This window comes from Streptomyces sp. CB02056, assembly GCF_001905545.1.
Taxonomy (GTDB): domain Bacteria; phylum Actinomycetota; class Actinomycetes; order Streptomycetales; family Streptomycetaceae; genus Kitasatospora.
In genome coordinates this window covers 366,451-393,161 of record NZ_LIPD01000003.1, presented here as the reverse complement: position 1 = coordinate 393,161, position 26,711 = coordinate 366,451, and the positions used below count along the sequence as shown (strand labels likewise).

The window sequence follows — 26,711 nt, the reverse complement described above, 5'->3', positions numbered from 1 at the left end:
TATCTGTACGTGCGGTCCGTGGGGCCTGAACTGCGTTGTCGGTTTGACCTCTTAAGGTCCTGACCGGGTCTCGCGGGCCGTGCTTCATTTGTATCGCGTTTCGGGGGAAAGGGGAACCCGAAAAGAGAAGTCTGTCCCGATTGACCGTTTTGTCCAAGGGCTGCCGGGCCGCCCGCCTCAGGCGAGGGGGCGCCTCCGGCGGGCCAGGTACCAGATCACCCCGGCGGTCACCACGGCCGTCCCGACCGCCACCGCGGTCAGCACCGAGCCGCTCGGGGCCGAGAACTCGGGCAGTCGGCGCCGCAGTTCCACCGGCTTGTCGAAGACCAGCACCGGCCACTCCCGGGCCTGCGCCTCCTTCCGCAGCGCGCGGTCCGGGTTGACCGCCGACGGGTGGCCGACCGCCTCCAGCAGCGGCAGGTCGGTGGAGGAGTCGCTGTAGGCGTAGGAGGCGGCCAGGTCGTAGCCCTCGGTCGCGGCCAACTCCCGAATGGCCGCGGCCTTGTTCTCGGCGTAGGCGTAGTACTCGATCTCGCCGGTGTAGCAGCCGTCCTCGACCTGGAGCCGGGTGGCGATCACGTGGTCCGCGCCGAGCAGCCGGCCGATCGGCTCGACCACCTCGGAGCCGGAGCTGCTGACGATCACCACGTCCCGGCCGGCCGCGTGGTGCTGCTCGATCAGCGAGGCCGCCTCGTCGTAGATGATCGGGTCGATCAGGTTGTGCAGGGTCTCGGCGACGATCTCGCGGACCTGCTGGACGTTCCAGCCCCGGGTGAGCGCGGAGAGGTACTGGCGCATCTTCTCCATCTGGTCGTGGTCCGCGCCGCCGACCAGGAAGACGAACTGGGCGTACGCGCTGCGCAGTACGGCCCGACGGTTGATCAGTCCGCCCTGGTAGAAGGGGCGGCTGAAGGCCAGTGCGCTCGACTTGGCGATGATGGTCTTGTCGAGGTCGAAGAAGGCCGCGGTGCGCAGCCCGCCGGGTCGGGGGCGAACGGGCGGGCGGAGCTCTTCGGGCCCGGTGGCGTCGCCCTGGGACTCGTCGGCGTAGTCGTCGGCGTTCTCGGTGGTGTCCACGGGAACCGAGGATAGAGGGAGCCGCAAAAGACCCCGCCATTCGGCGTACTCGCGGGCGTGCGGGTTTGTGTTTCTGGCCGCTCGGGTACACCATGGAAGTCACGGATCGTTCGCGACCGTGCTAACCCGGTCCGGCTCCTCCCCCCCGAGCCGGGCTGTGGATAGACGACCCCCGCTCTCCCCCCCGGCGGGGGTCGTCGCACGTCCGGGGCCATTTTCAGGGCTTGAACGCCCCTCGCCGCGGGTGCGCCGCCGTCGTGTCGACGGCTTACAGGGGGTGTCGCCGCTCCGGCCCGTCAATCGACTTTCGTCACTCTGTGTCGCCATTTGCTCATGCCCGTCGAGGATCGAACGGCTGGTTCCGATCGGTGGTGCGAGCCCGTTCGGAAGCCGTTCGGAAGCGGTGTCCGGAAGGCGGCGGGCGGAGGTCGGGAGAACGGCTGAACGGGACGGGGCGGGTCGCCGGTTCATCTCGGTGACCCCCTTTCGTCAATTCTTCGCCGAATAGCCCCCCGCCCGGGTGAACGTTTTCCTCCACAGCACACGAGTTATCCACAGGCAATCGGAACCCGGATGACGAAATCCGGATCTCCCCCCACCGTGATGACCGGCGGCGGTCGCCGGGCAGGGCCTCACCCCCTTCCTCCCTCAAAGGCCTGTCGGGCGGCCGTCCGCCGGAACCGTCCGACGTGCGCCGTCGGCCACCTCCGGTGGTCGGCGGCGCGGAGGGGAGCAACCATGTCGACGCCGATCGCCGACCACATCACCGCCGAGGGCCCCGCGGTCGCCGGGCCGCTCGTCGTCACCGAGGACGAGGGCCTGGCCGAGCACCTGCTGCGGATCTGCGCGGCGGCGGGCACCGAGCCGAGGCTGGTCCGGGGCGCGCCGCCGACGCGGGACCTCTGGGAAGGGGCCTCGCTGGTCCTGGTCGGGGACGACCAGGCCGTCCGCTGCTCCGGGCTGGGGCGGCGCGGCGGAGTGCTGCTGCTCGGGCTGGACCTGGACGACCCCGGGGTGTGGGTCAGAGCCGTCCAACTCGGGGCCGAGCACGTGCTGTTCCTGCCCGACGCCGAAGCCTGGCTGCTCGACCGGATCGCCGACGCGGCCGAGGGCGTCGGCTGCCCGGCGGTCACCGTCGCGGTGCTCGGCGGGTCCGGCGGGGCCGGGGCCTCGACCCTGGCCTGCGCGCTGGCGGTCACGGCCGCGCGGGCGGGCCGGCGGACGATGCTCCTGGACGGCGATCCGCTGGGCGGGGGCCTCGACATCCTGCTCGGCGGCGAGCGGGTCAGCGGGCTGCGCTGGCCCGATCTGGCCGGCTCCCGCGGGCGGGTCAGCGGGGCCGAGCTGGCCCGGGCGCTGCCCGCGCTCAAACGGCTCTCCGCGCTGTCCTGCCTGTCCTGGGACCGCGGCGACACCCTGACGGTGCCGCCGGAGGCCATGCGCAGCGTGCTGGCCGCCTCCAGACGGCGCGGCGGGCTGGTGGTGGTCGACGTGCCCCGGCACCTCGACGCGGCCGCCGGGCAGGCGCTGGAGCAGTCCGACCTGGCGCTCCTGGTGGTGTCGGCCGAGCTGCGCGCGGTGGCCGCCGCCGACCGGGTCGCGGCGGCGGCCCGGATGCGGCTCGGGGACGTCCGGGCCGTGGTGCGGCCGGTGCGGGCCGGCGGGCTCCCGGCCCGGCAGATCGTCCGCGGGCTGCGGTTGCCGCTGGCGGGGGAGCTGGAGCCGGAGCCGGGCCTGGCCCAGGACGTCGTGAAGGGCGTCCCGCCCGGAAGCCGGGAGGGCGGCCCGCTCGCGCGCTTCTGCGCGAGCTTCCTGACCGAGGTGCTGCCGCCGGTGCCGGTGGCCGGAGGAGGTGTGTACTGATGGTCCGTCTGCGCAGAACGGTCCTTCGGAGCGGATCGCCCGGTCCGGGCGGCGGTGCGCGGGAGCACCGGCCGCTGCGGAGCGTGCCGCCGCCCGGCGGGCCGCCGGAGCCCGGGCACGGGCCCTGTCCGTACGGTCGTACGGCCCGCGAGCAGCGGGCGGCGGCCCTGGTGGACGCGGTCCGGCTGCGGCTGGCCGAGTCGGGGGCCGCTCCGACGGCAGGCTCGGTCGCGGCCGCGCTGCGGGCCACTCGCCCGCCGCTCGGCGGGGACGAGGTCCTGGACACCGTGCGCTCGCTGCGCGCCGAACTGGTGGGTGCGGGCCCGCTGGACCGGCTGCTGGCGGCGCCCGACGTCACGGACGTCCTGGTGAACGGTCCGGACGAGGTGTGGGTCGACCGTGGCGGCGGCCTGCAGCGAACCACCGGAGTCCGTTTCGCCGACGCCGAGGCGGTGCGGCGGCTGGCCCACCGGCTGGCCACGGCGGCCGGCCGGCGGCTGGACGACGCCCGCCCGTGGGTGGACGCCCGGCTGCCGGACGGCACCCGGCTGCACGCCGTACTGCCGCCGATCGCGGCCGGCTGCACGCACATCTCGCTGCGGGTCTGCCGCCCCCGGCCCTTCACGCTCGACGAGCTGGTGGCGGGCGGGTCGCTGCCACCGCAGGGTGCGGAACTGCTCGCGGGCATCGTGCGGGCCCGGCTGTCGCTGCTTGTCTCCGGCGGGACGGGCTCGGGGAAGACGACGCTCCTGTCGGCCCTGCTCGGCCTGGTCGGGCCGGACGAACGGATCGTGCTCGCCGAGGACTCCGCCGAGCTGCAACCGGCCCACCCGCACGTGGTCCGGTTGCAGAGCCGGCCGCCAAATCAGGAGGGGCTGGGCGAGTTCACCCTGCGGGACCTCGTCCGCCAGGCGCTGCGGATGCGTCCGGACCGGCTGGTGATCGGCGAGGTCCGCGGGCCCGAGGTGTCGGACCTGCTGGCCGCGCTGAACACGGGGCACGAAGGTGGCTGCGGCACGGTCCACGCCAACACGGCGGCGGACGTGCCGGTCCGGCTGGAGGCCCTGGGCGCGCTCGCGGGCCTCGACCGGACGGCGCTGCACGGCCAACTGCGGGCCGCACTCGACGTGGTGGTGCACCTGGTCCGCGATCCGGGCTCGGGGCGGCGCCGGGTGGCGGAGATCCACACGCTGGCCGGGGCCGGTGACGGGTCGGCCGTGACCACACCCGCGGTGGCCTTCCCGGCGTCCGGTGGCCTGAGCCCCGGTGCGGGGTGGGAGCGGCTGGTCGGACTGCTGGCGGCGCGCGGGGTGTCGCTCGGGCGGGGGCGCCCGTGATCGCCGTGACGGTGGCCGGGCCGGTGGGCGCGGACGTGCGGGTGGTGGAAGTCGCCTTCGCCCTGTTGGTGGGCGGGTGCGCCGTGGGAGCTCTGGTGCTGCTCGGCGGCGCGGGCCGGAAAGACCGAGGTCAACGGAGGTGGGTGAATTGACGCAGAGTCAGCTCGCGTTCTGCTGGGTGCTGGCGTTGTTCCTGGTGGCCGTCGCCGCGTGGCGTGCGGTGCAGGAGCAGTTGCCGGGCGGGCAGCGCTCCAGGCTGGTGCTGGCGGGCAGTGGGCCTCCGGTGCGGGGGCCCGGCCCGGAGATCGAGGTGCGGTCCTGGGCCAGGGGGCCGCTGTCGGGCTTCCTGGTTCCCGAACTGCTGCTCCTGCCGCTGGGGTTGTCCGCTGGGCAGGCCACCGCCTCACCGGTGCCGGTGCTCGCGGCCGCGCTGGCCGTCCTGCCGCTGCGCAGGTGGCGGCTGCGGCGACGCCTGGCGGTGGAGGCCCGGCACCGGGCCGCGGCGGTGGTGGAGCTCTGCGCGGGCCTGGCAGGGGAGTTGCGCGGTGGTGCGACGCCGGAGCAGGCGCTGCACCTGGTCACCGCACGGATCGCCGCCGACCCGGAGGGGCTGCGCAGGCTCGGTGAGGAGCCGGTGGCCCGACTGGCGGCGGGCCGTTACGGCGGGGACGTACCCGCCGCGCTGCACCTGCTGGCCGAACTTCCGGGCGGCAGTGGGGCCGCGGCCGTCGCGGCCTGCTGGCGGGTGGCCGAGGGCAGCGGATCGGGGTCGGCCGATGCGCTGGACCGGGTCGCGGAGGCGCTGCGCGGCGAGCGGGCGCTCGCGGAGGAGATCGCCGGGGAACTGGCAGGACCGCGCGCGACGATCGCCGTCCTGGCCGCGCTGCCGGGCGTCGGGCTGCTCCTCGGTGCGGCGCTCGGGGCGCACCCGCTGGAGGTCCTGCTGCACACCCCGGCCGGGCTGGGCTGCCTCGTGGCGGGGGCGGTCCTGGAGGGGCTGGGCGTGCTCTGGACGGCACGCATCGTCCGGGCGGCGGCCCACGGCGCGCTGGAGGCGCCGGCTGGGCGGGGTGGGCGGTGTGCGGCCTCAGGTCGTGCGGGGCCCGCTCTTCGGCCGGGCGAGCGGAACCGCGGGCTGTCGCGGGTGCGCGCACGGGCGCTCGGAGTGGAAGCGGGGGCGAGGTGATGCGGGGCATCGAGTGGGCGGCTTTCGCCCTCACGGCAGGCGTGGTTGCTGCGGGGTGGGCGTCGGTGCGCGGCCGGGTGAGACGCCGACGGGTACTCGTCCGGGCCCGGGGTGGAGAGGGGATCGGAAGGCGAACCAGGGCTGCTGCCTTGGTGGTTGAGCGTCGCCGACGACTGGTGGTGGCGGGCGTCGCCGGGATCACGGCGGCGGTGCTGCTCGGTGGCGGCCCCGGGCTGGCCGTCGGGGTGCTGCTCGCGGTGGGTGTCCATCGCTGGTCGGCCCGGGTGCGCTCGCCGGCCGACCGCAGGGCGGCCCGCGAGGAGGAACTGCTGACCAGGCAACTCCCGCTGGGCGCCGAGCTGTTGGCGGCCTGCCTCGGCTCGGCGGCGCTCCCCTCGGAGGCCGTGTCGGCGGTGGGCCGGAGTGTGGGGGCGCCGCTGGGGCCCCGGCTGGCGGCGATCGGGGCCGAACTGGCCCTGGGCGCACCGCCGGAGCTGTGCTGGCACCGCCTGGGCGAGCAGCACCCGTCGCTGGCGCCGCTGGCGCGCTGTCTGGAGCGCAGCAGCCTCGGCGGCGTCCCTGCCGCCGGCCCGCTGATCGGGCTGGCGCAGGGGCAGCGCACGGCGGCCGCCCGTGCGGCCCACACCCGGGTCCGCCGGGCCGCGGTGCTCGCCACCGCGCCGCTGGGGCTCTGCTTCCTCCCAGCCTTCGTCCTGATCGGCGTGGTGCCGGTGGTCGTGGGCCTCACCAGCCGCTTCGCCCAAGCGATGTGAAGGAGCGTCGGCCGCACGAGCGGCCGTCGTACGTCGAGTGACAGGAGAGTTTTCATGACCGCAGTGATCGCGATTCGGCCTGGTGCCGGGCGTCCGCTCCGCCCGTTGGCCGAGGAGTGGCAGCGGAGGAGCCACCGGTCGGCCCGTCGGGTGCGCTGGGCAGCCCGCCGGGTCCGCCGGGTGGCGCGACTCCGAGGCCGCTCGGACGCCGGGATGACCACGGCCGAGTACGCCGTCGGGACGCTGGGCGCGTGCGCCCTCGCGGCCGGGCTGTACAAGGTGGTGACCAGCGACGCCATCACCGGTGCGCTGACCGACATGCTGGTACGGGCGCTCCATGCGACCTGAGGCCGGCTGCCGAACTCCCGCCGGTGGGCCGCCTTCGGCGGGTGGACCCCTGGGGGCGGGCGCACCCCGTGGGGCTGCCTCCGGTCGTCGGTGGCCCCCGGCCGGGCGGTCGGGAGGAGGTTCTGCCCCCGTCTCGCGAGGCACGCGCCCCGGCGTCGCTCCGCCCGTGCTCCGGGCAGGCGGCAGGGGCCTGAGAACGGGCCCGGGCCGGGCGTGGTCGCTGCGCCCGGGGCGACGCGGCGACGCGGGCTTCGTGACGGCGGAGACGGCGGTGGCACTGCCGGCGCTCCTCCTGCTCGCGGGGATGCTGATCTGGGGCGTGCTCGCGGCGGCCGCGCAGATCCGCTGTGTGGACGCCGCCCGGGTCGGCGCCAGGGCGGCCGCTCGCGGGGAGGCGGACGCCGCCGGGCTCGCCCGCGCGGCGGCCCCGCCGGGCGCACAGGTCCGGGTCGCCCTGGCGGCCGACACGGTCCGGGTCGACGTGGAGGCGCCGTGCGCTGGGCCGGGCAGGCTCGGCGGGCTGCTCGCCGTCCGGCTCACTGCGGCGGCCGTGGCGGCCCGGGAGGACGTCCTGGTGGCGGGCGCGGAGGCAGGTGGTGGCCCGTGGCCGTCCTGACCGGGCTGCGGGAGGCGGCGGAGCGGCTGGCACGCGCCCGTGCGGCCCGAGCGGTCGCGGTGGGCAGCCGGGGGCCGGACGCCGGCTCGGCGACGGTCTGGCTGCTCGCCCTGGCGATGCTGGGCACGGCGGTGTTCGCCGGGACGATCGCGGTCGGCTCGGTGGTGGCCGCTCGGCACCGGGCCGAGTCGGCGGCCGACCTCGCGGCCCTCGCCGCGGCGGACCGACTGCTGCTGGACCGGGACGGCGGCTGCGCCCGGGCCGCCGGGATCGCCGCCGTCCAGGGCGCCGGGCTGGTGTCCTGTGCGGTCGACCGGTCGGCGGACGCCGTCGAGGTGGTGGCCGAGGTGGAGGTCCGCGGGCTCCCGGCCCGACTGCCGGTCGGCCCGGCGCGGGCGAGGGCTCGGGCCGGGCCGGTACGGGCCCCGGTCACCGGCCCGGAGGACACGCCGGAGGGCGGGCCGGGCGGGGCTCCGGGCGGAGTCCCGAGTACTGCTCCGGGAGCGGCCTCATGAGCCAGCTGGTGCCCCACCGTCCGGTCCCGGGACCGCTTCCGGTCCGTCCGGTGTCTCCGACCCGCCCGCCCCCGGCCCGTCGTCCGGTGCCTCCGTGGCTTCGGGTGCCCCGGCCAGCAGGACGTCCAGGAGCCGGACGGCGGCGGCCTTGTCCAGCGGGTCGTTCCCGTTGCCGCACTTGGGCGACTGGACGCAGGACGGGCAGCCGCGCTCGCACTCGCAGGAGGCGATCGCCGTCCGGGTGGCCGTCAGCCACTGGACCGCCCGCTGGAAGCCGCGTTCGGCGAAGCCGGCCCCACCGGGGTGGCCGTCGTAGACGAACACGGTCGGCAGGCCGGTGTCCGGATGCAGCGGCACGGAGACGCCGCCGATGTCCCACCGGTCGCAGGTGGCGAACAGCGGCAGCAGCCCGATCGAGGCGTGCTCGGCGGCGTGGGCGGCGCCGGGCAGCTGGTCGGGCGGGATGTCCGCGTCGAGCAGCTGGTCCTCGGTGACGGTCCACCAGACCGCCCGGGTGCGCAGTGTGCGGGGCGGCAGGTCGAGCTTGGTCTCGCCCATGATCTCCCCGGTGGAGATCCGCTTGCGGAGGTAGCCGACCACCTGGTTGACCACCTCCACCGAGCCGAAGCTGAGCCGGCCCTCGCCCCAGTCCACGGTGGTGTCGGTGTCGAGGACGGAGATGGAGGTGATGTCGCGGGCGGCCGTGGTGTACGGCGGGTCGGCCGGTTCGACCAGGGCGACGGAGTTCTCCAGGTCGAACTCCTGGACCAGGTAGGTGCGGCCCTGGTGCAGGTGGACGGCGCCGGTGTGGACGGTGGTGTGCGCGGCCGCGGCGTCCACCGTGCCGAGCAGCCGGCCGGTGTCGGCCTCGACGATCTGCACCGGGCTGCCGCCGCTGCCGCGCAGGTCCACCGCGTCGGCCGCGCGCTCGCGACGGGTCCAGTACCAGGAGCCGTCGCTGCGGCGGCGCAGCAGGCCGCGCCGCTCCAGGACCGGCAGCAGTGGTGCGGTGGACGGCCCGAACAGCTCCAGGTCGGCGTCGGTGAGCGGGAGTTCGGCGGCGGCCGCGCACAGGTGCGGGGCGAGCACGTGCGGGTTGTCGGGGTCGAGCACGGTGGCCTCGACGGGGGCCGCGAACAGCGCCTCGGGGTGGTGCACCAGGTAGGTGTCCAGCGGGTCGTCCCGGGCGATCAGGACGGCCAGCGCGCCCTGGGCCTCCCGCCCCGCGCGGCCCGCCTGCTGCCAGAGCGAGGCCCGGGTGCCGGGGTAGCCGGCCATCAGGACGGCGTCGAGGCCGGAGATGTCGACGCCGAGTTCGAGAGCGGAGGTGGAGGCGAGGCCGAGCAGTCGGCCGGAGTGCAAGTCGCGTTCCAAGGCCCGGCGTTCGTCGGCGAGGTAACCGCCGCGGTAGGCGGCCACCCGTCCGGCGAGCGGGCGGCCGAGCTGGTCCTGGGCCTGGAGCGCGACGAGCTCGGCGGCGCGCCGGGAGCGCACGAAGACGACGGTGCGGGTCTCCCGTTCGACCAGCTCGGTCAGCAGGTGGGCGGCCTCGGCGGTCGCGGTGCGGCGCACGGGCGCGCCGTGCTCGCCGACGTTCTCGGTCAGCGGCGGCTCCCAGAGGCCGAAGACCATCGGCCCGCGCGGCGAGGCGTCCTCGGTGACGGCCACGGCGGGCAGGCCGGTCAGCCGCCGGGCGGTCGCGGCCGGGTCGGCGGTGGTGGCGGAGGCCAGCAGGAAGGCGGGTGACGAACCGTAACGGGCGCAGATGCGGCGCAGCCGCCGCAGCACCTGGGCGACGTGCGAGCCGAACACGCCCCGGTAGCTGTGGCACTCGTCCACGACCACGTAGCGCAGCGCCTTGAGGAAGGAGGACCAGCGGGCATGGCCGGGCAGGATGCCCCGGTGCAGCATGTCCGGGTTGGTGAGCACGTAGGAGGCGTACTGGCGGACCCACTCGCGCTCCTCGGGCGGGGTGTCGCCGTCGTAGAGGGCGGCGCGCACCCTCGGTGGGGCGAGTTCGGCGGCCCGGCGCCGCTGGTCGGCGGCGAGCGCCTTGGTCGGGGCCAGGTAGAGCGCGGTGGCGCCGCGGCCGTTGCGGGCCTCGGTGCCGTCCAGCAGGTCGCTGAGCACCGGGGCCAGGTAGCCCAGCGACTTGCCCGAGGCGGTGCCTGTGGCGATCACCACAGTCTGGCCGCTTTTGGCCAGATTCATCGCTTCTGCCTGGTGCGCCCACGGCTGTTCGACCCCGACGGCACGAGCCGCGGCCACGACCTCCGGACGGATCGAGTCCGGCCATGGTGAATAACGCGCAGGTCGGGCGGGAAGGTGCTCCGTATGGGTGAGTCGGTCGGACCGCCCCCGGCCGGCGGCCAGGGTCGTGAGCAGTGCCTCGGGCGGGCTGTGTCGGGGCGGCATGAGGACCCAGTGTGTCACCGGCGTGACGGAGAATCGTCGTAAGCCATCGTGCGGGCATGGTCGCAGGTGGTTGAATGTGGCCGTGACGGCCGTATGGCCGTGGGTCGCAGCGCCGAGGCTTGCCACGCGTGGCTGGGCGCGCCCGGGCTCGCGACCATGCGGTGGCGGCCGTCCGGCCGAGGATCGCACATGACGTAGCAAGGCAAGGTGCTGGAGGTTCCGTGGACCTGTCCCTGTCGACCCGTTCAGTCGGCGATCGTACGGTCGTCGAGGTTGGCGGCGAGATCGATGTGTACACCGCCCCGAAGCTGCGGGAGCAGCTGGTCGAGCTCGTCAACGACGGCAAGTACCACCTCGTCGTCGACATGGAAGGCGTTGACTTCCTCGACTCGACCGGCCTCGGTGTGCTGGTGGGCGGTCTGAAGCGAGTGCGTGCCCACGAGGGCTCGCTGCGCCTCGTCTGCAACCAGGAGCGCATCCTGAAGATCTTCCGCATCACCGGCCTGACCAAGGTCTTCCCGATCCACACCTCGGTGGACGACGCGGTCAACGCGACCGACTGACGCGGCCGGGCCGGCCCGTGCGGCCGGCCCCGCTCGTTCTTCGCGTCCGGGTGCCCGGGTCCGTGTGGCCCGGTGCGTCCCCCGGGCGCCCCAGGGCCGGTTCCGCCGGCCCGCAGGGGCCGGGTCTCCGGCCCCGGTCGGAGCACCCCGAGGGGGAGAGATGGCAACCGTCGAACTTCGATTCAGCGCGCTTCCCGAGCACGTGCGGACGGCCAGGCTGGTCGCCGCGGCCGTCGCCAGACGGGCCGGGGTCGACGAGTCGGTGCTCGACGAGGTACGGCTCGCGGTCGGCGAGGCGTGCTCCCGCGCGGTCGGACTGCACCAGCGCGGCGGCATCGGCGGCGCGGTCCGGGTCGCGCTGACCGATCAGGAGAAGCGTTTCCTCATCGAGGTCGAGGACGAGGCCGGCCCCGCCGCCGTCCCGGCCTCCGGCGACGCCGAGGGCGGCGAGCCGGACGAGGACACCCTGGGCCTCGCCGTGATCACCGGCCTGGTCGAGGACCTGGAGGTCACCAACGGCGCGGCCGGTGGCCTGATCCGGATGAGCTGGCCGGTTTCGGTCGCCTCCATCGCGGTCTGAGGCGCTGCCTCGACGTCTCCTCGCGTCCCCGCCGCCTCGCGGGCGCTTCCTCGCGCCCGAGAGCGGCCGGGGTCCTGTTCCCGGGCATGCGGTGACACACCGCTGATCCCGGCGGTTCGCCGCGTCGCGGACGAGGACGTCCACGCGGATCCGCGCCGTGCGGCCGCCCTGGCCGCTCGCGCAGACCACTCCACCGCCGAAGCACCCCACCGCCGAAACACCCGGGCCGGGACGAGTGCGAGCGGGCCTGACCCGGGCCGGGGCGTCGAGAGGGCGGCCCCTGGGGGACGGGGGAGCCGGGAATCGGGGGACGGACGAATCGGGGGACGGACATCGGCCGTGTAGGTTCGACGACCGATGACGACCGAACCGAAAGGCTTCTCCCGGTGAACAAGCGACTGCTGGCCGTACCCGCCCTCGGCGTGCTGCTCGCGTTCGGCGCCGTCGGCTGCGGCGGCGACGACAACAACAGCAAGCAGCTGGAGTCCTGGGCGTCGAACGTCTGCGGCGCTGCCAAGGACCCGATCGCCCAGGCGCAGACCGCGCTGGCCGACACCGGACAGGTGAAGACCGGCGAGGCCCCGACCGACCTCCAGAAGCGGCTCTCCACGGACATCGGGCGGCTGGCCAAGACCAACCAGGACATAGCCGCCGCCATCGACGCGGCCGGGGCGCCCAAGGTGCAGGACGGCGCGGCCCTCCAGAAGGACACCGTCGAGGAGCTGAAGAAGGCGGCCGACGGGTACGTGGAGGTCCAGAAGAAGGTGGACGCGCTGCCCAACAACGACCAGGCCAAGTTCGCCGACGGGCTGCGCAGCGTGGCCGACCAGGTGCAGCAGCTGGCCTCGCTCTCCACCCAGGCGCAGAGCAAGCTCCAGCGTGGTGAGCTCGGCGCGGCGATGGCCAAGCAGGAGGGCTGCAAGCCGTCCCCGACCACCGCCCCGAGCGGCGGCGCCACCGGCGGTGCGGGGGCCGGCGCGAGCGGCACCCCGGCCCCGGGCGGCACGACCCCGGCGCCGGGCGCCACCGACACCCCGAGCGCCCCGGCCACCACCCCGGCGCCCGGCGCGACCGACGGCACGAGCCCGGCCGCGGCCGGTGCGACCACCGCTCCGGCCGCCCCGCCCACCACCCCGGCGAACCCGGCCCCCAGCGCGAGCTGAGCCCGGGCGGACCGGAGGGTCCGACGCGCCCGTCCCCGGTACCGGGGACGGGCCCGGTGACGGGGACGGCGAGACACCGCCCCCGGAGTCGCCGTCCCGCGAGTCGCCGTCCCGTGATCCGGCGCCCCCGCCGCAGGCCCGCCGCTGAACGACTCGGTGCCCCCGGCAGGGCGGCGCGTGGTGGCTTCCAGGGGGCGCGCGGGGTGGTGCGGGCTTCCGTCCGCCGGCCGCGGGGCGCAGCGGCGGCCACCGGCTGGGTGGCGGGGGACAATGGCGGGGTGATCAGTAGCCCCGTTCTCGACCCGACCCGCCTCGCCAAGTTCCGCGAGGCGCTGCTCGCCGCCTCGTTCACCGCCGACGGCTGCCTGGATCTGCTCGGGCCCACCGGCTATTCGGCGTTGGCCCGCAGCGAGGCGGTCCCGGCGCTGCGGGCGACCCGCGGTGGCAGCCCGCTGGAGACGCTGGTGCGGCTGTTCCTGCTGCAGCAGCCGGTCCCGTACCGGGCGGCCGCCGCCGCACTGCCGGTGGAGGACTGCCTGGCGGACGGCTGGCTGCGCCCCGACGGCGATCTGGTGCGCGCCACCGTCGACGTCCGGCCGTACGCCAACGAGGTCGCCGGGATGCCCAGTTCGGACGCCTGGGTGGTCTCCGACCTGGGCTGCGCGGTGGGCGGCGCGGGCGGCATCGGCTCCGGTGAGACCGCGCACGGGGTGGCCCGCAAGGACCTGGTGCTGGGCGTCGGCGGCGCCTCCACCACGCTGGCCAACATCACCGTGCGCCGCCCCGTCCGGGCCGCGCTGGACCTCGGTTCGGGTTCCGGCGTGCAGGCGCTGCACGCGGCCCGGCACGCCGGGACCGTGACCGCCACCGACCTCAACCCGCGCGCGCTGCGCTTCACCGAGCTGACCCTGGCGCTGTCCGGTTTCGACAGCACCGAGGTGTCCGCCGGAAGCCTCTTCGAGCCGGTCGGGGAGCGGAAGTTCGACCTGATCGTCTCCAACCCGCCGTTCGTGATCTCTCCGGGCGGCCGGTTCACCTACCGCGACGGCGGCATGGCCGGCGACGACCTGTGCCGCGGCCTGGTCCGCTCCGCCGCCGACCACCTGGAGCCCGGCGGCTACTGCCAGCTGCTCGCCAACTGGCAGCACGTCAAGGGCGAGGACTGGCACGAGCGGCTGGCGGGCTGGGTCGCGGGGACCGGGCTGGACGCCTGGGTCGTCCAGCGCGAGGTCCAGGACGTGGCCCAGTACGCCGAGTTGTGGCTGCGCGACGGCGGCGACCACCGCGGCCCCGGCGGCGACTACCAGGCCCGGTACGGCGAGTGGCTGGACGCCTTCGAGGCGGGCCGGGTCGAGGGCATCGGCATGGGCTGGATCACCCTGCGGGCGAGCGGCGCCGAGCGTCCGACCGTCCGGGTGGAGGAGTGGCCGCACCCGGTGGAGCAACCGCTCGGCCCGCACATCGAGGCCTGGTTCGACCGGCAGGACTTCCTCCGCTCGCACGACGACGCGGGCCTGCTCGCGGCCCGTTACGTGCTGGCCGACGAGGTGGTCCAGGAGCAGGTCGGCGCGCCCGGTGCGGAGGACCCGGAGCATGTGATCCTGCGTCACAACCGCGGCATGCGGCGGGCCACCAAGGTGGACACCGTGGGCGCCGGCTTCGTCGGGGTCTGCGACGGGACGCTGTCGGCGGGCGAGATCGTGGACGCCATCGCGCGGCTGCTCGGCGAGGACCGGGTGGTCCTGCGGGACCGGGTGCCGGAGTCGCTGCGCCTGCTGACCGAGCAGGGGTTCATCGACCCGGTCCGCTGAGACCGGAGCCGCCGAGGCCCGCCCCGCCCGGGCCTGCCCCGCCGGGACCGGAGCCGCTGATCGCGGCGGGACCGGTTCCGCCGCGACGCGGCCGGTTCACCGGTCCGTACCCCCTGGTTCGTCCGACCGCCGCCGGGCGGCTGTCTCCCGTTGGCCCTCCGCTGTGAAGCTCTGTCCACAGGCTGTGGACAGAGCTGGGGAGCCGGGGGCCAGAGGTGGACACGACGACGGCGATGGTGGGCGGGTCGGTGCTCGCCCTCTTCGGTGGCGTGCTGCTGCTCTGGTGCGCCGCCGAAGTGGGCCTGCGCCTGCGGGTGCGCCGCCGGGGGGCGTCGGCGGTGGCCACCGTGGTGGCCGAGGACGACGTGCACGGCCAGCTGGACAGTGCGCCGCTGCTGTCCTTCTCGGTGCCGCCCTCGGTGGGCGGCTCCGGCGCGTGCGGGATCGCGGGGCTCGTGATCGCCCGCCCGCGCGGGCACACCCCGCTGCGCCGTCCGGACCGTTTCGCGCCAGGTGCCTCGGTGCGGATCTGTTACGACCCGCGGCGCCCGAGCCGGGTGGTGCTGGCGCCCGGGGAGGTCGGCCGGGCGGCCGTCGTCGACCTGCTGTGGAGCGTCCTGGGCGTGGGGTGCCTGGCGGCGGGCGCCGGGCTCCTGGTCGCGGTCGGCGGCTGAGCCCCGCACTCCGCGAGGGATCCGGGAGGGGCCGGCAGCAGATCCGGGGGCGGGCGCCCAGGGCGGATTCACGCCATCCCGCGCCCACCTGTCGATTTTCCGTTGACAGATCTTGAAATCCGTCATTCCATCCTCCGGAACCTGCCGAAGGCCCCCCTCCACGGGGCGCGAACCTCCGTCATCGGGTTACCGTTCGAGTGGCGTCGGTGAGGCCGGCAAGTGAAAAAGCGGGATCCGTCCGTTTGACAAGGGTGGCCGGGGTACGGTCACACTCCGCTGGTGGGGGTGTCGTGCCGCGGCAGCCCCGGGACGGTGGAGGGGTCGGGCGGAGCGCAGCCCGTGCGGCCGGCGCCGACCAGCCACATAAGGACCGGGAGAGAAGAGCGAAGGTGTCCCCGAGCAGCGAGACCGCGCACGGACAGCGACTCGTCATTGTCGAGTCGCCGGCCAAGGCGAAGACGATCAAGGGCTACCTTGGCCCCGGCTACATCGTCGAGGCGAGCGTCGGGCACATCCGCGACCTCCCCAGCACCGCGGCCGAGGTGCCGGACAAGTACACCGGCGAGGTGCGCCGCCTCGGGGTGGACGTCGATCACGACTTCGCGCCCATCTACGTGGTCAACGCGGACAAGAAGTCCCAGGTCAGCAAGTTGAAGTCGCTGCTCGCGGAGTCCGACGAGCTCTTCCTCGCCACCGATGAGGACCGCGAGGGCGAGGCCATCGCGTGGCACCTCCAGCAGGTGCTCAAGCCCAAGGTGCCGGTGCACCGCATGGTGTTCCACGAGATCACCAAGTCGGCGATCCAGGAGGCCGTGGCCAACCCGCGCGAGCTCAACCAGCGCCTGGTCGACGCCCAGGAGACCCGCCGCATCCTCGACCGCCTGTACGGCTTCGAGGTCTCGCCGGTGCTGTGGAAGAAGGTCATGCCGAAGCTGTCGGCGGGCCGCGTGCAGTCCGTCGCGACCCGCCTGGTGGTCGAGCGCGAGCGCGAGCGGATGGCCTTCCACACCGCCTCGTACTGGGACCTGGTCGGCACCTTCGGCACCGGCCGCACCCCGGCCGACGCGGCCAACCCGGAGACCTTCGGCGCCCGGCTGGCCGCCGTCGACGGCAAGCGGATCGCCAGCGGCCGCGACTTCGGCCAGGACGGCCGGCTGAAGGCCGCCAGCGCGAACACCCTGCACCTGGACGAGCAGGCGGTCCGTCAGCTGGCCGCCGCCCTGGAGCAGACGGCGTTCGCCGTCCGCAGCGTCGAGTCCAAGCCCTACCGCCGCTCGCCGTACGCGCCGTTCCGCACCACCACGCTCCAGCAGGAGGCCAGCCGCAAGCTGGGCTTCGGCGCGAAGCGGACCATGCAGGTGGCCCAGAAGCTGTACGAGAACGGCTTCATCACCTATATGCGTACCGACTCCACCACGCTGTCGGACACCGCGGTCTCGGCCGCCCGGGCGCAGGTCACCCAGCTGTATGGGGCCGACTACCTGCCGGACGCGCCGCGCACCTACGCCAGCAAGGTCAAGAACGCGCAGGAGGCGCACGAGGCCGTCCGCCCGTCCGGCGACCGCTTCCGCACCCCCGCCGAGACCGGTCTGACCGGTGACGACTTCAGGCTCTACGAGCTGATCTGGATGCGCACCGTCGCCTCCCAGATGAAGGACGCGGTCGGCCAGTCCGTCACCGTCCGGGTCGGCGGCACCTCCGCCGACGGCCGGGACGTCGAGTTCTCCGCCTCCGGCAAGATCATCACCTTCCACGGCTTCCTCAAGGCCTACGTCGAGGGCGCCGACGACCCGAACGCCGAGCTCGACGACCGCGAGCGCCGGCTGCCGCAGGTCGCCCAGGGCGACCCGCTGGCCGCCGACCGGATCACCCCGGAGGGCCACGCCACCAAGCCGCCGGCCCGCTACACCGAGGCCTCGCTGGTCAAGGAGCTGGAGGACCGGGAGATCGGCCGCCCCTCCACCTACGCGTCGATCATCGACACGATCATCCAGCGCCGGTACGTCTTCAAGAAGGGGACGGCGCTCGTCCCGTCGTTCCTCTCCTTCGCCGTGGTCAACCTGCTGGAGAAGCACTTCGGCCGGCTGGTCGACTACGACTTCACCGCCAAGATGGAGGACGACCTCGACCGGATCGCCGCCGGTGAGGCGAAGTCCGTGCCATGGCTGAAGCGCTTCTACTTCGGCGAGGGCGAGGGCAGCGCCGCGGGCGGCGCCGCCGAGGCCGGCAACGGCGACGGCGACCACCTGGGCGGCCTGAAGGAACTGGTCACCGACCTCGGCGCGATCGACGCCCGGGAGATCAGCTCGTTCCGGGTCAGCGACGACATCACCCTGCGGGTCGGCCGCTACGGCCCGTACGTCGAGCGCGCCTCGACGGTCGAGGGCGAGCCCGGCCAGCGTGCCGACATCCCGGACGAGCTGCCGCCGGACGAGCTCACCGTCGAGCTGGCCGAGGAGCTGCTGGCCAAGCCCAGCGGCGACTTCGAGCTCGGCGCGGACCCGGTCAGCGGCAACATGCTGGTCGCCAAGGACGGCCGCTACGGCCCGTACGTGACCGAGATCCTGCCCGAGGGCACGCCGAAGACCGGCAAGAACGCGGTCAAGCCGCGCACCGCCTCGCTGTTCAAGACGATGTCGCTGGACACCGTCACGCTGGAGGACGCGCTGCGGCTGCTCTCGCTGCCGCGGGTGGTCGGCACCGACGCCGAGGGCGCGGAGATCACCGCGCAGAACGGCCGCTACGGCCCGTACCTCAAGCGCGGCACCGACTCCCGCTCGCTCACCGACGAGGACCAGCTCTTCACGATCACCCTCGACGAGGCGCTGGCGATCTACGCCCAGCCCAAGCAGCGCGGCCGGGCCGCCGCCGCCCCGCCGCTCAAGGAGCTGGGCAACGACCCGGTCAGCGAGCGCCCGGTGGTGGTCAAGGACGGCCGCTTCGGCCCGTACGTGACCGACGGCGAGACCAACGCCACGCTCCGCAAGGACGACGAGGTCGAGACCATCACGCCGGAGCGCGGGTACGAGCTGCTCGCCGAGAAGCGGGCGCGCGGACCGGTGAAGAAGGCGGCGAAGAAGGCCCCGGCGAAGAAGGCCGCGGCCAAGAAGACGACCACCGCCAAGACCGCGGCGACCAAGACCGCCGCGAAGAAGACCGCGGCGAAGAAGACCACCACCACCAAGACGGCGGCGGCGAAGAAGACGGCGGCCAAGAAGACCACCGCGAGCAAGACGGCGGCCGGCCAGGCCACCGCCACCGACGAGGGCTGATCCCAGGTCACGGCAGCCGGGCCCGTGCCCCCGATCCCGGGGGTGCGGGCCCGAGGTCCGTCGGGTCCGTGCGGGCTACGTCACAACCCGGTGATGAGCGCGATCCGGAAGCCCGTTCGCAGCGTTCCGGCCAGGCCCCGCCCGCTACGCTGACCGTATGACGAGCGAGGAGCAGCCCACCCCCAGCGCCGTCCCGGCCGCCAGAGCCCGGGCGTTCGACCTGCCCGAGGTCGCGCCCGCCGGGAGCCCGGCGGACCGGGCCAGGGCCCTGCTGCGGACACGCGCCTACCGGCGCCTGTGGACCACCCAGCTGATCGGCGGCACCGCCGACCGGCTCGGTCTGCTGGTGCTGCTCGCGCTCACCGTGATCGCCGCCGCCCAAGGCGGACAGTTCGGCAGCCTGCCGCGCAGCCTCGCCTTCGCCCTCGCCGCGGTCCTCGCCGTCCGGGTGCTGGCCACCGGGCTGGTCGGCGTCGCGCTGCTCGGCCCGGTGCACCGGCTGGTCACCGGCCGGCTGGACCGGCGCTGGACGCTGTTCGGCGCCGACGTGCTGCGCGCCCTGCTGATCGGCCTCGCGCCCTGGTGGAGCGTCTGGCTGGGCTCCGCCGCCAAGCCCTCCGGGGCCGCCGTCTACGTCCTGCTCGCCACCGTGTTCGTGACCGGTGCCGCCGAGCGGGTCTGGGGGATCGCCAAGTCCGCCGCCGTCCCGGGCCTGCTGCCGCCGGCCAACCCGCACCTGCCGGCCGCCGAGCAGCGCCCGGCCGCGGCCAACCTGGACAGCGTCCGGAGCATCGACCGCTTCACCGGCTGGGTGACCGTGCCGCTCGGCGCCGTCGGCCTGGTCGCCCTCACCCTGCTCAACAACATCGGCGCGGCCGTCGGCTCCGACTGGCTCCGCGCCCACCAGCTCACCTTCGCGGCGCTCGGCGCGGCCGGGCTGTTCACCGCCTCGGCGGTCCGCGGCTACCTCCAGCAGCTGCCCGGCGGCCCGGTGACCGTGGCCCCGGTCTCCCCGTTCCAGGGCCTGCGCGCCCCGACCGACGCGACCCCCGGCCCCGCGCTCGGCAAGGGCCGCACCGGCAGCGCCCCGTACTTCACCTTCGCCGTCGCGGCCGGCTACGCCTCGATGGCGGGCGTCGCCGCGCTCGCGCTGCTGACCGCCGCCGAGCACCGCGCCGGGCCGATCGGCTACGGCCTGCTGGTGCTCGCCGCCGCCGGGACGCCCGCCCTGGGCACCCGGCTCACCCGGGCCACGCTGCCCTCGCTGTCCCGCCGCCGACTGCTCGCGCTGGCGCTGCTCACCCAGGGCGTCGCGCTGATCCTGGCCGGCCTGGTGCTCGACTTCGTGCTGGTCCTGCTGCTCACCGTGCTGGCCGGCCTGGCCGCCGGGATCGTGGTCTCGGCCGGGCGCACCCTGCTCGCCCAGGAGGTCGAGGAGGCCCGGCTGCCGAAGGTCACCGAGCACCTGTTCGCGGTGCTCCGGGCCGTGGTCGCCGCCGCGCTGGTCGTCGTCCCGCTGATCGCCGCCGCCTACGGGGACGTCGAGTACGGCACCGTCGAGCCCGGCTCCTTCACCTTCATCCACGGCGGCGCGGCCCTGGCCGTCGCCACCTCCGGGCTGCTCACCCTGGTGCTCGCCGCGGTCGTGCTGCTGCGCACCGACGACCGGCGCGGCACCGCGCCGTTCGTCCGGGACCTGGTGGACTCGGTGCGCGGCGCGGGCGGCCCGGTGCCGCACCAGGGTGCGGGCACCGGCTTCTTCATCGCCCTGGAGGGCGGCGACGGCGCCGGCAAGTCCACCCAGGCCCAGGCGCTCGCCGAGTGGATCCGTGGCAAGGGGCACGAGGTCGTGCTCACCCGCGAGCCCGGCGGCAGCCCCGTCGGCCAGCGGCTGCGCGGCCTCGTCCTGGACGTCGGCAACACCGGCCTGTCGCACCGCGCCGAGGCGCTGATCTACGCCGCCGACCGCGCCGAGCACGTCGAGAACGTCATCCGGCCGGCCCTCGCCCGCGGCGCCGTGGTCATCACCGACCGGTACATGGACTCCTCCATCGCCTACCAGGGCGCCGGGCGCGACCTGGCCGCGACCGAGGTCTCCCGGATCTCCCGCTGGGCCACCGGCGGGCTGCTGCCCGACCTGACCGTCGTCCTGGACGTCGACCCGACCAGGGCCCGCGAGCGCTTCACCGAGGCGCTGGACCGGCTGGAGTCCGAGCCCACCGAGTTCCACCAGCGGGTCCGGGCCGGCTTCCTCTCCCTCGCCGCCGCCGACCCGGCGCGCTACCTGGTCGTGGACGGCAGCCAGGCCCCCGACTTCGTCACCACCGCCATCCGGCACCGGCTCGACCGCGAGCTGCCGCTCTCCGAGCAGGAGAAGGCCGCCCGCGCCGAGCAGGAGCGGCTGGCCAAGGAGGAGGCCGAGCGCCGCGCCGCCGAGGAGGCCCGCAAGAAGGCCGAGGAGGAGGCCGCCGAGCGCAAGCGGCAGGAGGTGCTGGCGCAGCTGCGGGCCGAGCAGGCGGAGAAGGAGCGGCTGGCCAAGGAGGAGGCGGAGCGGGCCGCCGCCGAGGCCCGGCGCAAGGCCGAGGAGGAGGCGCGCCGACGGGCCGCGGAGGAGGCCGAGCGCCGCGCCGCGGAGGAGGCCAAGCTCCGCGCGGCCGAGGAGGCCCGGCTGGCCGCGGAGGCCGTCGAGCGCAAGCGGATCGCCGACGAGGCGGCCGCCCAGGCCGAGCTCCAGCGGCAGCGCGAGCTCGCCCGCGAGGAGCAGCGGCGCCGGGCGGAGGAGGCGCTCCAGCGGGCCGAGGAGGCGCGGCTGGCGCAGGCCGCCGCGCTCGCGGCTGCGGCCGCCGCGGCGGAGTCGGCGGAGGGCCGGGCCGAGGGGCGGCCGGGGTCGGGTTCCGGCTCGGGTTCGGGCTCGGCGGGTTCGGGTTCGGCGGCGGGTTCGGGCTCGGGTTCGGCGTCGGGGGAGGCGACCACAGAGCTGCGGGCGGTCCGGGACATCCCGAAGGACGCTCCGCGGGACGCGGCTCAGGCCTCGTCGGGCGGGCTCGGGGACGAGGCGACGCGCGAGCTGTCGCCGCGGGACCGGCAGGCCGCCGTTCGGGCGGCCGAAGCCGCCGAGGCGCGCAAGGCTGCCGAGGCGCGTCGGGCCGCCGGTGCGGTCGACGAGACCACCAGGCTGCCGGTGATACCGGCCTCGGCGGTGGACGAGACGGCCGTGCTGCCGAAGGTCCCGGCGGAGGCCGACCGGACCGCGGTGCTGCCGCGGATCGAGCCCGGGCGCGTTGAGGGCCGTACGGACGGCCGTACCGAGGGGCGGGCCGAGGGCCGGGCGGCGCAGGCGCCGAGGCGCGCGGAGCCGGTCGACAGCACCCGTGAGCTGCCGGTGGTCGGCGCGGAGCCGGCTTCCGGGCCGCCGTCGCAGCCACAGCCGGCCGCCGAGCGGCCGCGGCCGGAGTGGGCCGAGGAGACGCCGATGGACGACCTGCCGAGCCTCACCGACACCCTGCTCGGCTCGCACGACGAGTGGGCGCGCTGGGAGCACGGCGGCCCGGGCCAGGGCGGTTCGTACGGCGGCCCGCAGAGCGGCGCCCAGGGCGGTGCGGAGCGGCCCGAGGGTCGTGGGAACGCCCAGGGCGAGGGCGACGGCAAGGGCAAGGGCCGTCGCTGGGGCCGCCGGGGCTGACCGGACACGCGTACGCGGCGCCGTCGGGGCGGGTCCCCGGCGGCGCCGCCGCGTTCCGTCGGGCAGCCGCCGGTGGGGCCGCGGTCCGTCGGGTGTCGGTCCGTCGGGTGTCGGTTCGTCGGGTGTCGGTCCGTCGCCGCGGGACCGGCCTTCCCGTCCGCCTTCTCGTCCGCCGTGTCCTCCGCCGTCCCCCGGACGGAGCAGTGGGTGTCGGAGCGGAGACGTATGCTCGACGGCGGGGAAGAGGCGCCACTGGCGCTGCCGTACGGAGCTTGGGAGCAGCAGTGGCCGTCTGGGACGACCTGGTGGGCCAGGAGCGGGTGGTCGAGCAGCTGACCGCCGCAGCCCGGGCGGCCGGGGCGACGATCGAGGCCGGTCGCGGGGCCGCCCCGGTCGAGGGCGTGAACGCCTCCCTGATGACGCACGCCTGGCTGTTCACCGGCCCGCCCGGCGCCGGGCAGGTCACCGCCGCGCGCGCCTTCGCCGCCGCCCTCCAGTGCACCAGTCCGGATCTCGCGCTCGGCGGCACGCCCGGCTGCGGGTTCTGCGACGGCTGCCACACCGTGCTGGCCGGCAGCCACGCCGACGTCAAGTACGTCCGGACCGACGGCCTCTCCATCGGCGTCGGCGACATGCGCGACCTGGTCATGCGCGCCTCCAGCTACCCGACCGGCGGCCGCTGGTCGGTGATCCTGGTGGACGCCGCCCACCGCCTCACCGAGGCCGCCGCGAACGCGCTGCTCAAGGGCGTGGAGGAGCCCTCCCCGCGCACCGTCTGGCTGCTCTGCGCCCCCTCCGTCCAGGACGTGCTGCCGACCATCCGTTCGCGCTGCCGCCTGCTGGTGCTGCGCACCCCCGCGGCCGAGGCGGTCGCCGACACCCTGGTCCGCCGCGACGGCGTCGACCCGGAGACGGCCCGGCTCGCCGCGCTCGCCGGTCAGGGCGACATCGAGCGCTCGCGCCGCCTCGCCGTCGACGAGCAGGCCCGGACGCGCCGGACGGAGGTGCTGCGCATCCCGCTGGAGGTCGGCGACATCGGCGGCTGCCTGACCGCCGCCCAGCGCCTGGTCGACACCGCCAAGGCCGATGCCGAGGCGCTCGCCGAGACCCAGGACGCCAAGGAGACCGACGACCTCAAGGCCGCCTACGGCGCCTCCGAGGGCAGCAAGGCGCCGCGCGGCATGGCCGGCGCGGTCAAGGAGCTGGAGAAACGGCAGAAGAGCCGGGCCACCCGCACCCGCCGGGAGACCCTGGGCGTCGCCCTGCTCGACCTGCTCGGCTTCTACCGGGACGTGCTCGCCATCCAGCTCGGCTCCACCGGCGCGCTCGCCAACGAGGACCAGCGGCAGGCGCTGAACCGGGTGGCCCAGGCCGGGCCCGCGGAGGGCACGCTGCGCCGGATCGAGGCGGTGCTGGCCTGCCGCCAGGCGCTGGACCGCAACGTGGACCCGCTGCTCGCGGTCGAGGCGATGACGGTGGCGCTGCGCGCGGGCTGAGGGCCGGGCGGGGCCGTTCTTCCTGGATTGCTCCGGCGGGCGGTACCCGTACGCCTCCTGGGGCGATACGCCGTCCCACCTTCGAGTGAACGAGCGACACTCGCCGGGCACACCGTCGTGTGACGGTCCGCCCGTTGTGCACGCTGGGGGCCGACTGCGCCCGCTGCCGGGGCGGTCGCCTCCCGTACGCGCCGGTTCCGGTTCGGCGCGGCCCCCTCCAGAGGTGGTGCGTCCCGTGGTTCGTTCGCTCCTCGTCATTCCCCTGCTGGCCGCCGCCCTCGGCGGGATCTGGCTGGCCCGGGGTGCCCAACAGCGCTGGCGCGACCTGCGCGCCGCCGAGACCTACGAGCTGGCCGGCGACCGCCTGCCGATGCTGGTTCGGGCGGCCGGGGCGATGGTCTGCGGGGTGTGCGTCACCGCCCTGACGGTGCTCACCACGCTCGGCGCCTTCGGCGGCCTCGGCCGGGACGTCCAGGCGCCGGACCGGGCGGAGCCGGTGGTGGACGCGGGGAGCGCGGGTGCAGGGTCGGGTGCGGGGTCGGGCGGCGGGACCGGTGCGGGGGCGGCGGCCCGGCCGCAGCAGGCGGCGCCGCCGGTGGCCGCCGAGTCGGCCGCTGCTGCCGGTGCCGGTGCCGGCGCTGCCCCGGTCGCCCCTGCCGCCGTCGGAGCGGCCGGAGCTGTCGGAGCTGCCGGACCCGCTGCGGCTCCCGCCGTGGCCAGCCGCTTCGACAGCGTCGGCCACCCCGGCGGCGGCGAGCTGCTCCAGTCCGCCGTGCTCGGCCCCGACGGCCACCCCCGCAACGTCCGGGTCTGGCTCCCGCCGCAGTACGCCAAGGAGCCGAACACCCACTTCCCGGTCGTCGTGATGCACGCGGCCGCGCCCCAGAAGACCGCCGACGCCGAGGTCCCGGACGTCTTCGAGGGCATCGGTTCGGCCCTCCAGACCGGCAGGACCCGCCCGTTCATCCTGGTCGCCCCCGAGGCGCCGAACGGCACCGCGCACCCCTGCGAGCTGGTCGCCGCCGCCCCGGCCGCCGTCGCCGACGACGCGACGCTGCGCGGCACCATCGCGGCCTCCTTCCGCACCCTGCCGCCCGGCCCGGCCTCCTGGGGCGCCCTCGGCGTCGACGGCGGCGCGCCCTGCGCGGCCGCCGCCGGACTGTCCCGGCCCGACCTGTACGGCGCGGCCGCGGCGGTCTCCGGCCGCTACGACGCCATCGCGCTCACCCAGACCGGCGCCGAGGCTCCGGCCGGCAGCTCCGCCAAGCTGCTGCTGGCCGCCGCCAAGGCCGACTCCGCCGGGCTGGACGCGGCCCGCAAGCTTCAGTCCGCGCTGAAGGCCGGCCCCGGAGCGGCGGCCAAGGCCGACGTGCGGATCTCGGACAACGTGCAGGACTTCACCCCCGACCGGGAGCGGCTGCGGCTGGTCCGGCAGGCGGCGCAGTTCCTGGCCGAGGCGCTGGCCAAGCCGTCCTGAGTGCCCGTCCGGCGGCGCTACGCTGCCCGGTACCCCGGGGGAGGGGTGCCGGGCAGCGGCGTTTCCTCCGGGGTGCTCCACTGGTTGTTCCACGGGTTGTTCCACGTGCTGGTCGATTGCGGAGTGGTGGCGGATGAGGGCCTTCGGGCGGACGCGGGCGCGGACGCGGGAGCAGGCACGGACGCGGGCGCTGGCCGCGGCGCTGGTCGTCGCCGGGCTGCTGGCGGGCGGGTGCGGCGCCGATCCGTCCGAGGCGCCGGGGGCGTCCCCGTCGGACCCGGCCGGCTCCGGCAGGCCCTCCGCCCCGGCGGCCGCGGCGGCGTCCGGGGCTGCCGGGGCCGCCGGGGCGACCCCGTTGGAGCCGCTGCCCGCCGTCGTCCCGGCCGCGCTCGCGCCGTACTACGCGCAACACCTGGCCTGGCAGCCCTGCGACAGTGGGTTCGAGTGCACCACGTTCCGGGTGCCGCTGGACTACGACCACCCGGGGGACGGCGACCTCACCCTGGCGGCCGCCCGCGCGGCGGCGGAAACCGCCTCCCCCTCCGCCTCCCCGCCCGCTTCCCCGGGCGCGCGGCTCGGCTCCCTGCTGCTCAACCCGGGCGGGCCCGGCGGCTCGGCGATCGAGTACCTGGAGGCCGCCGCCCGGACGTACGACCACGGGGTGCGCGCCCGGTACGACCTGGTCGGCCTCGACCCGCGCGGGGTGGGCCGCAGCAGCCCCGTCAGCTGCCTGAGCGGTGACCGGATGGACGCCTACACCGCCGTCGACCTGACCCCCGGCGACCAGCACGGGATCGACGCGCTGATCGCGGCCGACAAGGAGTTCGCCGAGGGCTGCCGGAAGCAGGCCGGGGCGGCGCTCGGCCACCTCGGTACCGTCGAGGGCGCCCGCGACATGGACGTGCTGCGCGCCCTGCTCGGCGACGAGAAGCTGAACTACGTCGGCAAGTCCTACGGCACCTTCCTCGGCGCCACCTACGCCGGGCTGTTCCCGAGCCGGGCCGGACGGCTGGTGCTGGACGGCGCGATGGACCCGGCGCTCGACTCCGCCACCGGCAACCGCACCCAGGCGGGCGGCTTCGAGACCGCCTGGGCCGCCTTCGCCCGGGACTGCGCCACGCGCGAGGACTGCCCGCTCGGCCGCACCGAGCAGCAGGTCGGCGAGCAGCTCACCGCCCTGCTGGAGGGCGTCCGCGCCGCCGCGTTGTCCACCGCCGAGGGCGGCCGCCGGCTCACCGGGTCCCAGGCGACCACCGGCGTCATCCAGGCCATGTACGCCGACTTCCTCTGGCCCAAGCTGCGCGCCGCGCTCGCCGACGCCAAGGCGGGCGACGGCACCGGTCTGCTGAAGCTCTCCGACGACTACTACGGGCGCGAGGCGGACGGCTCGTACCCCAACCTGATGTTCGCCAACACCGCGGTGAACTGCCTCGACCTGCCCGCCCCGTTCCGCGGGCCGGAGGACGTCCAGCGGGCCGTGCCGGAGTTCGAGCGGGTCTCGCCGCACTTCGGGCGCGACATGGCCTGGATGGCCCTGACCTGCGCGTACTGGCCGGTCCGGGCCACCGGTACGGCGCACACCATCCGCGCCGCCGGCGCCGCCCCGATCGTCGTCATCGGCACCACCCGCGACCCGGCCACCCCGTACGCCTGGGCCCGGTCGCTGGCCGACCAGCTGGAGTCCGGCCGCCTGCTCACCTTCGACGGCGACGGCCACACCGCGTACGGCCGGCACAGCACCTGCGTGGACGGAGCGGTGAACCGTTTCCTGCTGACCGGGGAGGCCCCGGAACAGGGCAAGCGCTGCGACCGGTAGGGCGTGCCCGGAGCCGGGAGACCGACAGGTGGTTCTCACTTCAACCG

General features: G+C 75.5%; 19 protein-coding genes. 17 read left to right on the top strand and 2 right to left on the bottom strand.

What is annotated here, in order from left to right:
• Window positions 1-177: 177 nt before the first annotated feature.
• Window positions 178-975: an HAD family hydrolase gene (locus tag AMK13_RS09140; protein ID WP_074002134.1), complete on the bottom strand. Its 798-nt coding sequence runs from the start codon at window positions 973-975 to the stop codon at window positions 178-180.
• Between the two features lie 840 nt (window positions 976-1,815).
• Between AMK13_RS09140 and ssd the strand changes: the two genes are divergently transcribed.
• The 7 genes from ssd (at window position 1,816) to AMK13_RS09105 (ending at window position 7,715) form a co-directional block, all read left to right on the top strand.
• A complete protein-coding gene (gene ssd, locus AMK13_RS09135; protein ID WP_074001780.1) occupies window positions 1,816-2,940 on the top strand; it encodes a septum site-determining protein Ssd in 1,125 nt (374 codons plus the stop codon).
• Entirely contained in the window at window positions 2,940-4,277 is a 1,338-nt protein-coding gene (locus AMK13_RS09130) for a TadA family conjugal transfer-associated ATPase (RefSeq protein ID WP_079271966.1), read from the top strand. The genes ssd and AMK13_RS09130 overlap by 1 nt, the downstream gene beginning before the upstream one ends.
• A gap of 148 nt (window positions 4,278-4,425) precedes the next feature.
• The gene (locus AMK13_RS45810; RefSeq protein ID WP_074001779.1) at window positions 4,426-5,463 is read left to right on the top strand and encodes a type II secretion system F family protein; all 1,038 of its coding nucleotides are present in this window, start codon (window positions 4,426-4,428) and stop codon (window positions 5,461-5,463) included.
• A gap of 152 nt (window positions 5,464-5,615) precedes the next feature.
• Window positions 5,616-6,236 carry a type II secretion system F family protein gene (locus AMK13_RS09120; protein ID WP_241852802.1) on the top strand — a complete coding sequence of 207 codons (621 nt, stop codon included), beginning with the start codon at window positions 5,616-5,618 and terminating at the stop codon, window positions 6,234-6,236.
• A gap of 54 nt (window positions 6,237-6,290) precedes the next feature.
• Window positions 6,291-6,584, top strand: coding sequence for a DUF4244 domain-containing protein (locus tag AMK13_RS44645; RefSeq protein WP_079271963.1), 294 nt, complete (start codon window positions 6,291-6,293; stop codon window positions 6,582-6,584).
• A gap of 190 nt (window positions 6,585-6,774) precedes the next feature.
• Window positions 6,775-7,200, top strand: a complete 426-nt coding sequence (locus tag AMK13_RS09110) for a TadE family type IV pilus minor pilin (RefSeq protein WP_074002130.1) — start codon at window positions 6,775-6,777, stop codon at window positions 7,198-7,200.
• Entirely contained in the window at window positions 7,188-7,715 is a 528-nt protein-coding gene (locus AMK13_RS09105) for an Rv3654c family TadE-like protein (protein ID WP_074001778.1), read from the top strand. Before AMK13_RS09110 ends, AMK13_RS09105 begins: the two co-directional genes overlap by 13 nt.
• Here the strand turns inward: AMK13_RS09105 and AMK13_RS09100 are convergent.
• Window positions 7,710-10,130 (bottom strand): DEAD/DEAH box helicase, encoded by a 2,421-nt coding sequence (locus tag AMK13_RS09100; RefSeq protein ID WP_079271962.1) that lies wholly within the window; start codon window positions 10,128-10,130, stop codon window positions 7,710-7,712. The genes AMK13_RS09105 and AMK13_RS09100 overlap by 6 nt on opposite strands.
• A gap of 221 nt (window positions 10,131-10,351) precedes the next feature.
• Between AMK13_RS09100 and bldG the strand changes: the two genes are divergently transcribed.
• The 10 genes from bldG (at window position 10,352) to AMK13_RS09050 (ending at window position 26,664) form a co-directional block, all read left to right on the top strand.
• Complete coding sequence (gene bldG / locus AMK13_RS09095; RefSeq protein WP_049659132.1) at window positions 10,352-10,693, top strand: anti-sigma factor antagonist BldG; 342 nt, start codon at window positions 10,352-10,354, stop codon at window positions 10,691-10,693.
• A 160-nt stretch (window positions 10,694-10,853) separates the two neighbouring features.
• Window positions 10,854-11,273, top strand: coding sequence for an ATP-binding protein (locus AMK13_RS09090; RefSeq protein WP_049659131.1), 420 nt, complete (start codon window positions 10,854-10,856; stop codon window positions 11,271-11,273).
• A 386-nt stretch (window positions 11,274-11,659) separates the two neighbouring features.
• On the top strand, window positions 11,660-12,436 hold the full coding sequence (locus AMK13_RS09085; RefSeq protein ID WP_074001776.1) for a hypothetical protein: 777 nt from the start codon (window positions 11,660-11,662) through the stop codon (window positions 12,434-12,436).
• Window positions 12,437-12,714: 278 nt separating this feature from the next.
• Window positions 12,715-14,247 (top strand): DUF7059 domain-containing protein, encoded by a 1,533-nt coding sequence (locus AMK13_RS09080; protein WP_079271961.1) that lies wholly within the window; start codon window positions 12,715-12,717, stop codon window positions 14,245-14,247.
• A 215-nt stretch (window positions 14,248-14,462) separates the two neighbouring features.
• Window positions 14,463-14,921: a DUF3592 domain-containing protein gene (locus tag AMK13_RS09075; protein WP_117488501.1), complete on the top strand. Its 459-nt coding sequence runs from the start codon at window positions 14,463-14,465 to the stop codon at window positions 14,919-14,921.
• A gap of 389 nt (window positions 14,922-15,310) precedes the next feature.
• Complete coding sequence (gene topA / locus AMK13_RS09070; protein ID WP_074001774.1) at window positions 15,311-18,193, top strand: type I DNA topoisomerase; 2,883 nt, start codon at window positions 15,311-15,313, stop codon at window positions 18,191-18,193.
• Window positions 18,194-18,350: 157 nt separating this feature from the next.
• Complete coding sequence (gene tmk, locus AMK13_RS09065; protein WP_074001773.1) at window positions 18,351-21,875, top strand: dTMP kinase; 3,525 nt, start codon at window positions 18,351-18,353, stop codon at window positions 21,873-21,875.
• A gap of 284 nt (window positions 21,876-22,159) precedes the next feature.
• Window positions 22,160-23,371 (top strand): DNA polymerase III subunit delta', encoded by a 1,212-nt coding sequence (locus AMK13_RS09060; protein ID WP_049660729.1) that lies wholly within the window; start codon window positions 22,160-22,162, stop codon window positions 23,369-23,371.
• A gap of 235 nt (window positions 23,372-23,606) precedes the next feature.
• Complete coding sequence (locus tag AMK13_RS09055) at window positions 23,607-24,848, top strand: hypothetical protein (RefSeq protein ID WP_074001772.1); 1,242 nt, start codon at window positions 23,607-23,609, stop codon at window positions 24,846-24,848.
• A 133-nt stretch (window positions 24,849-24,981) separates the two neighbouring features.
• On the top strand, window positions 24,982-26,664 hold the full coding sequence (locus tag AMK13_RS09050; protein WP_079271960.1) for an alpha/beta hydrolase: 1,683 nt from the start codon (window positions 24,982-24,984) through the stop codon (window positions 26,662-26,664).
• Window positions 26,665-26,711: the final 47 nt, after the last annotated feature.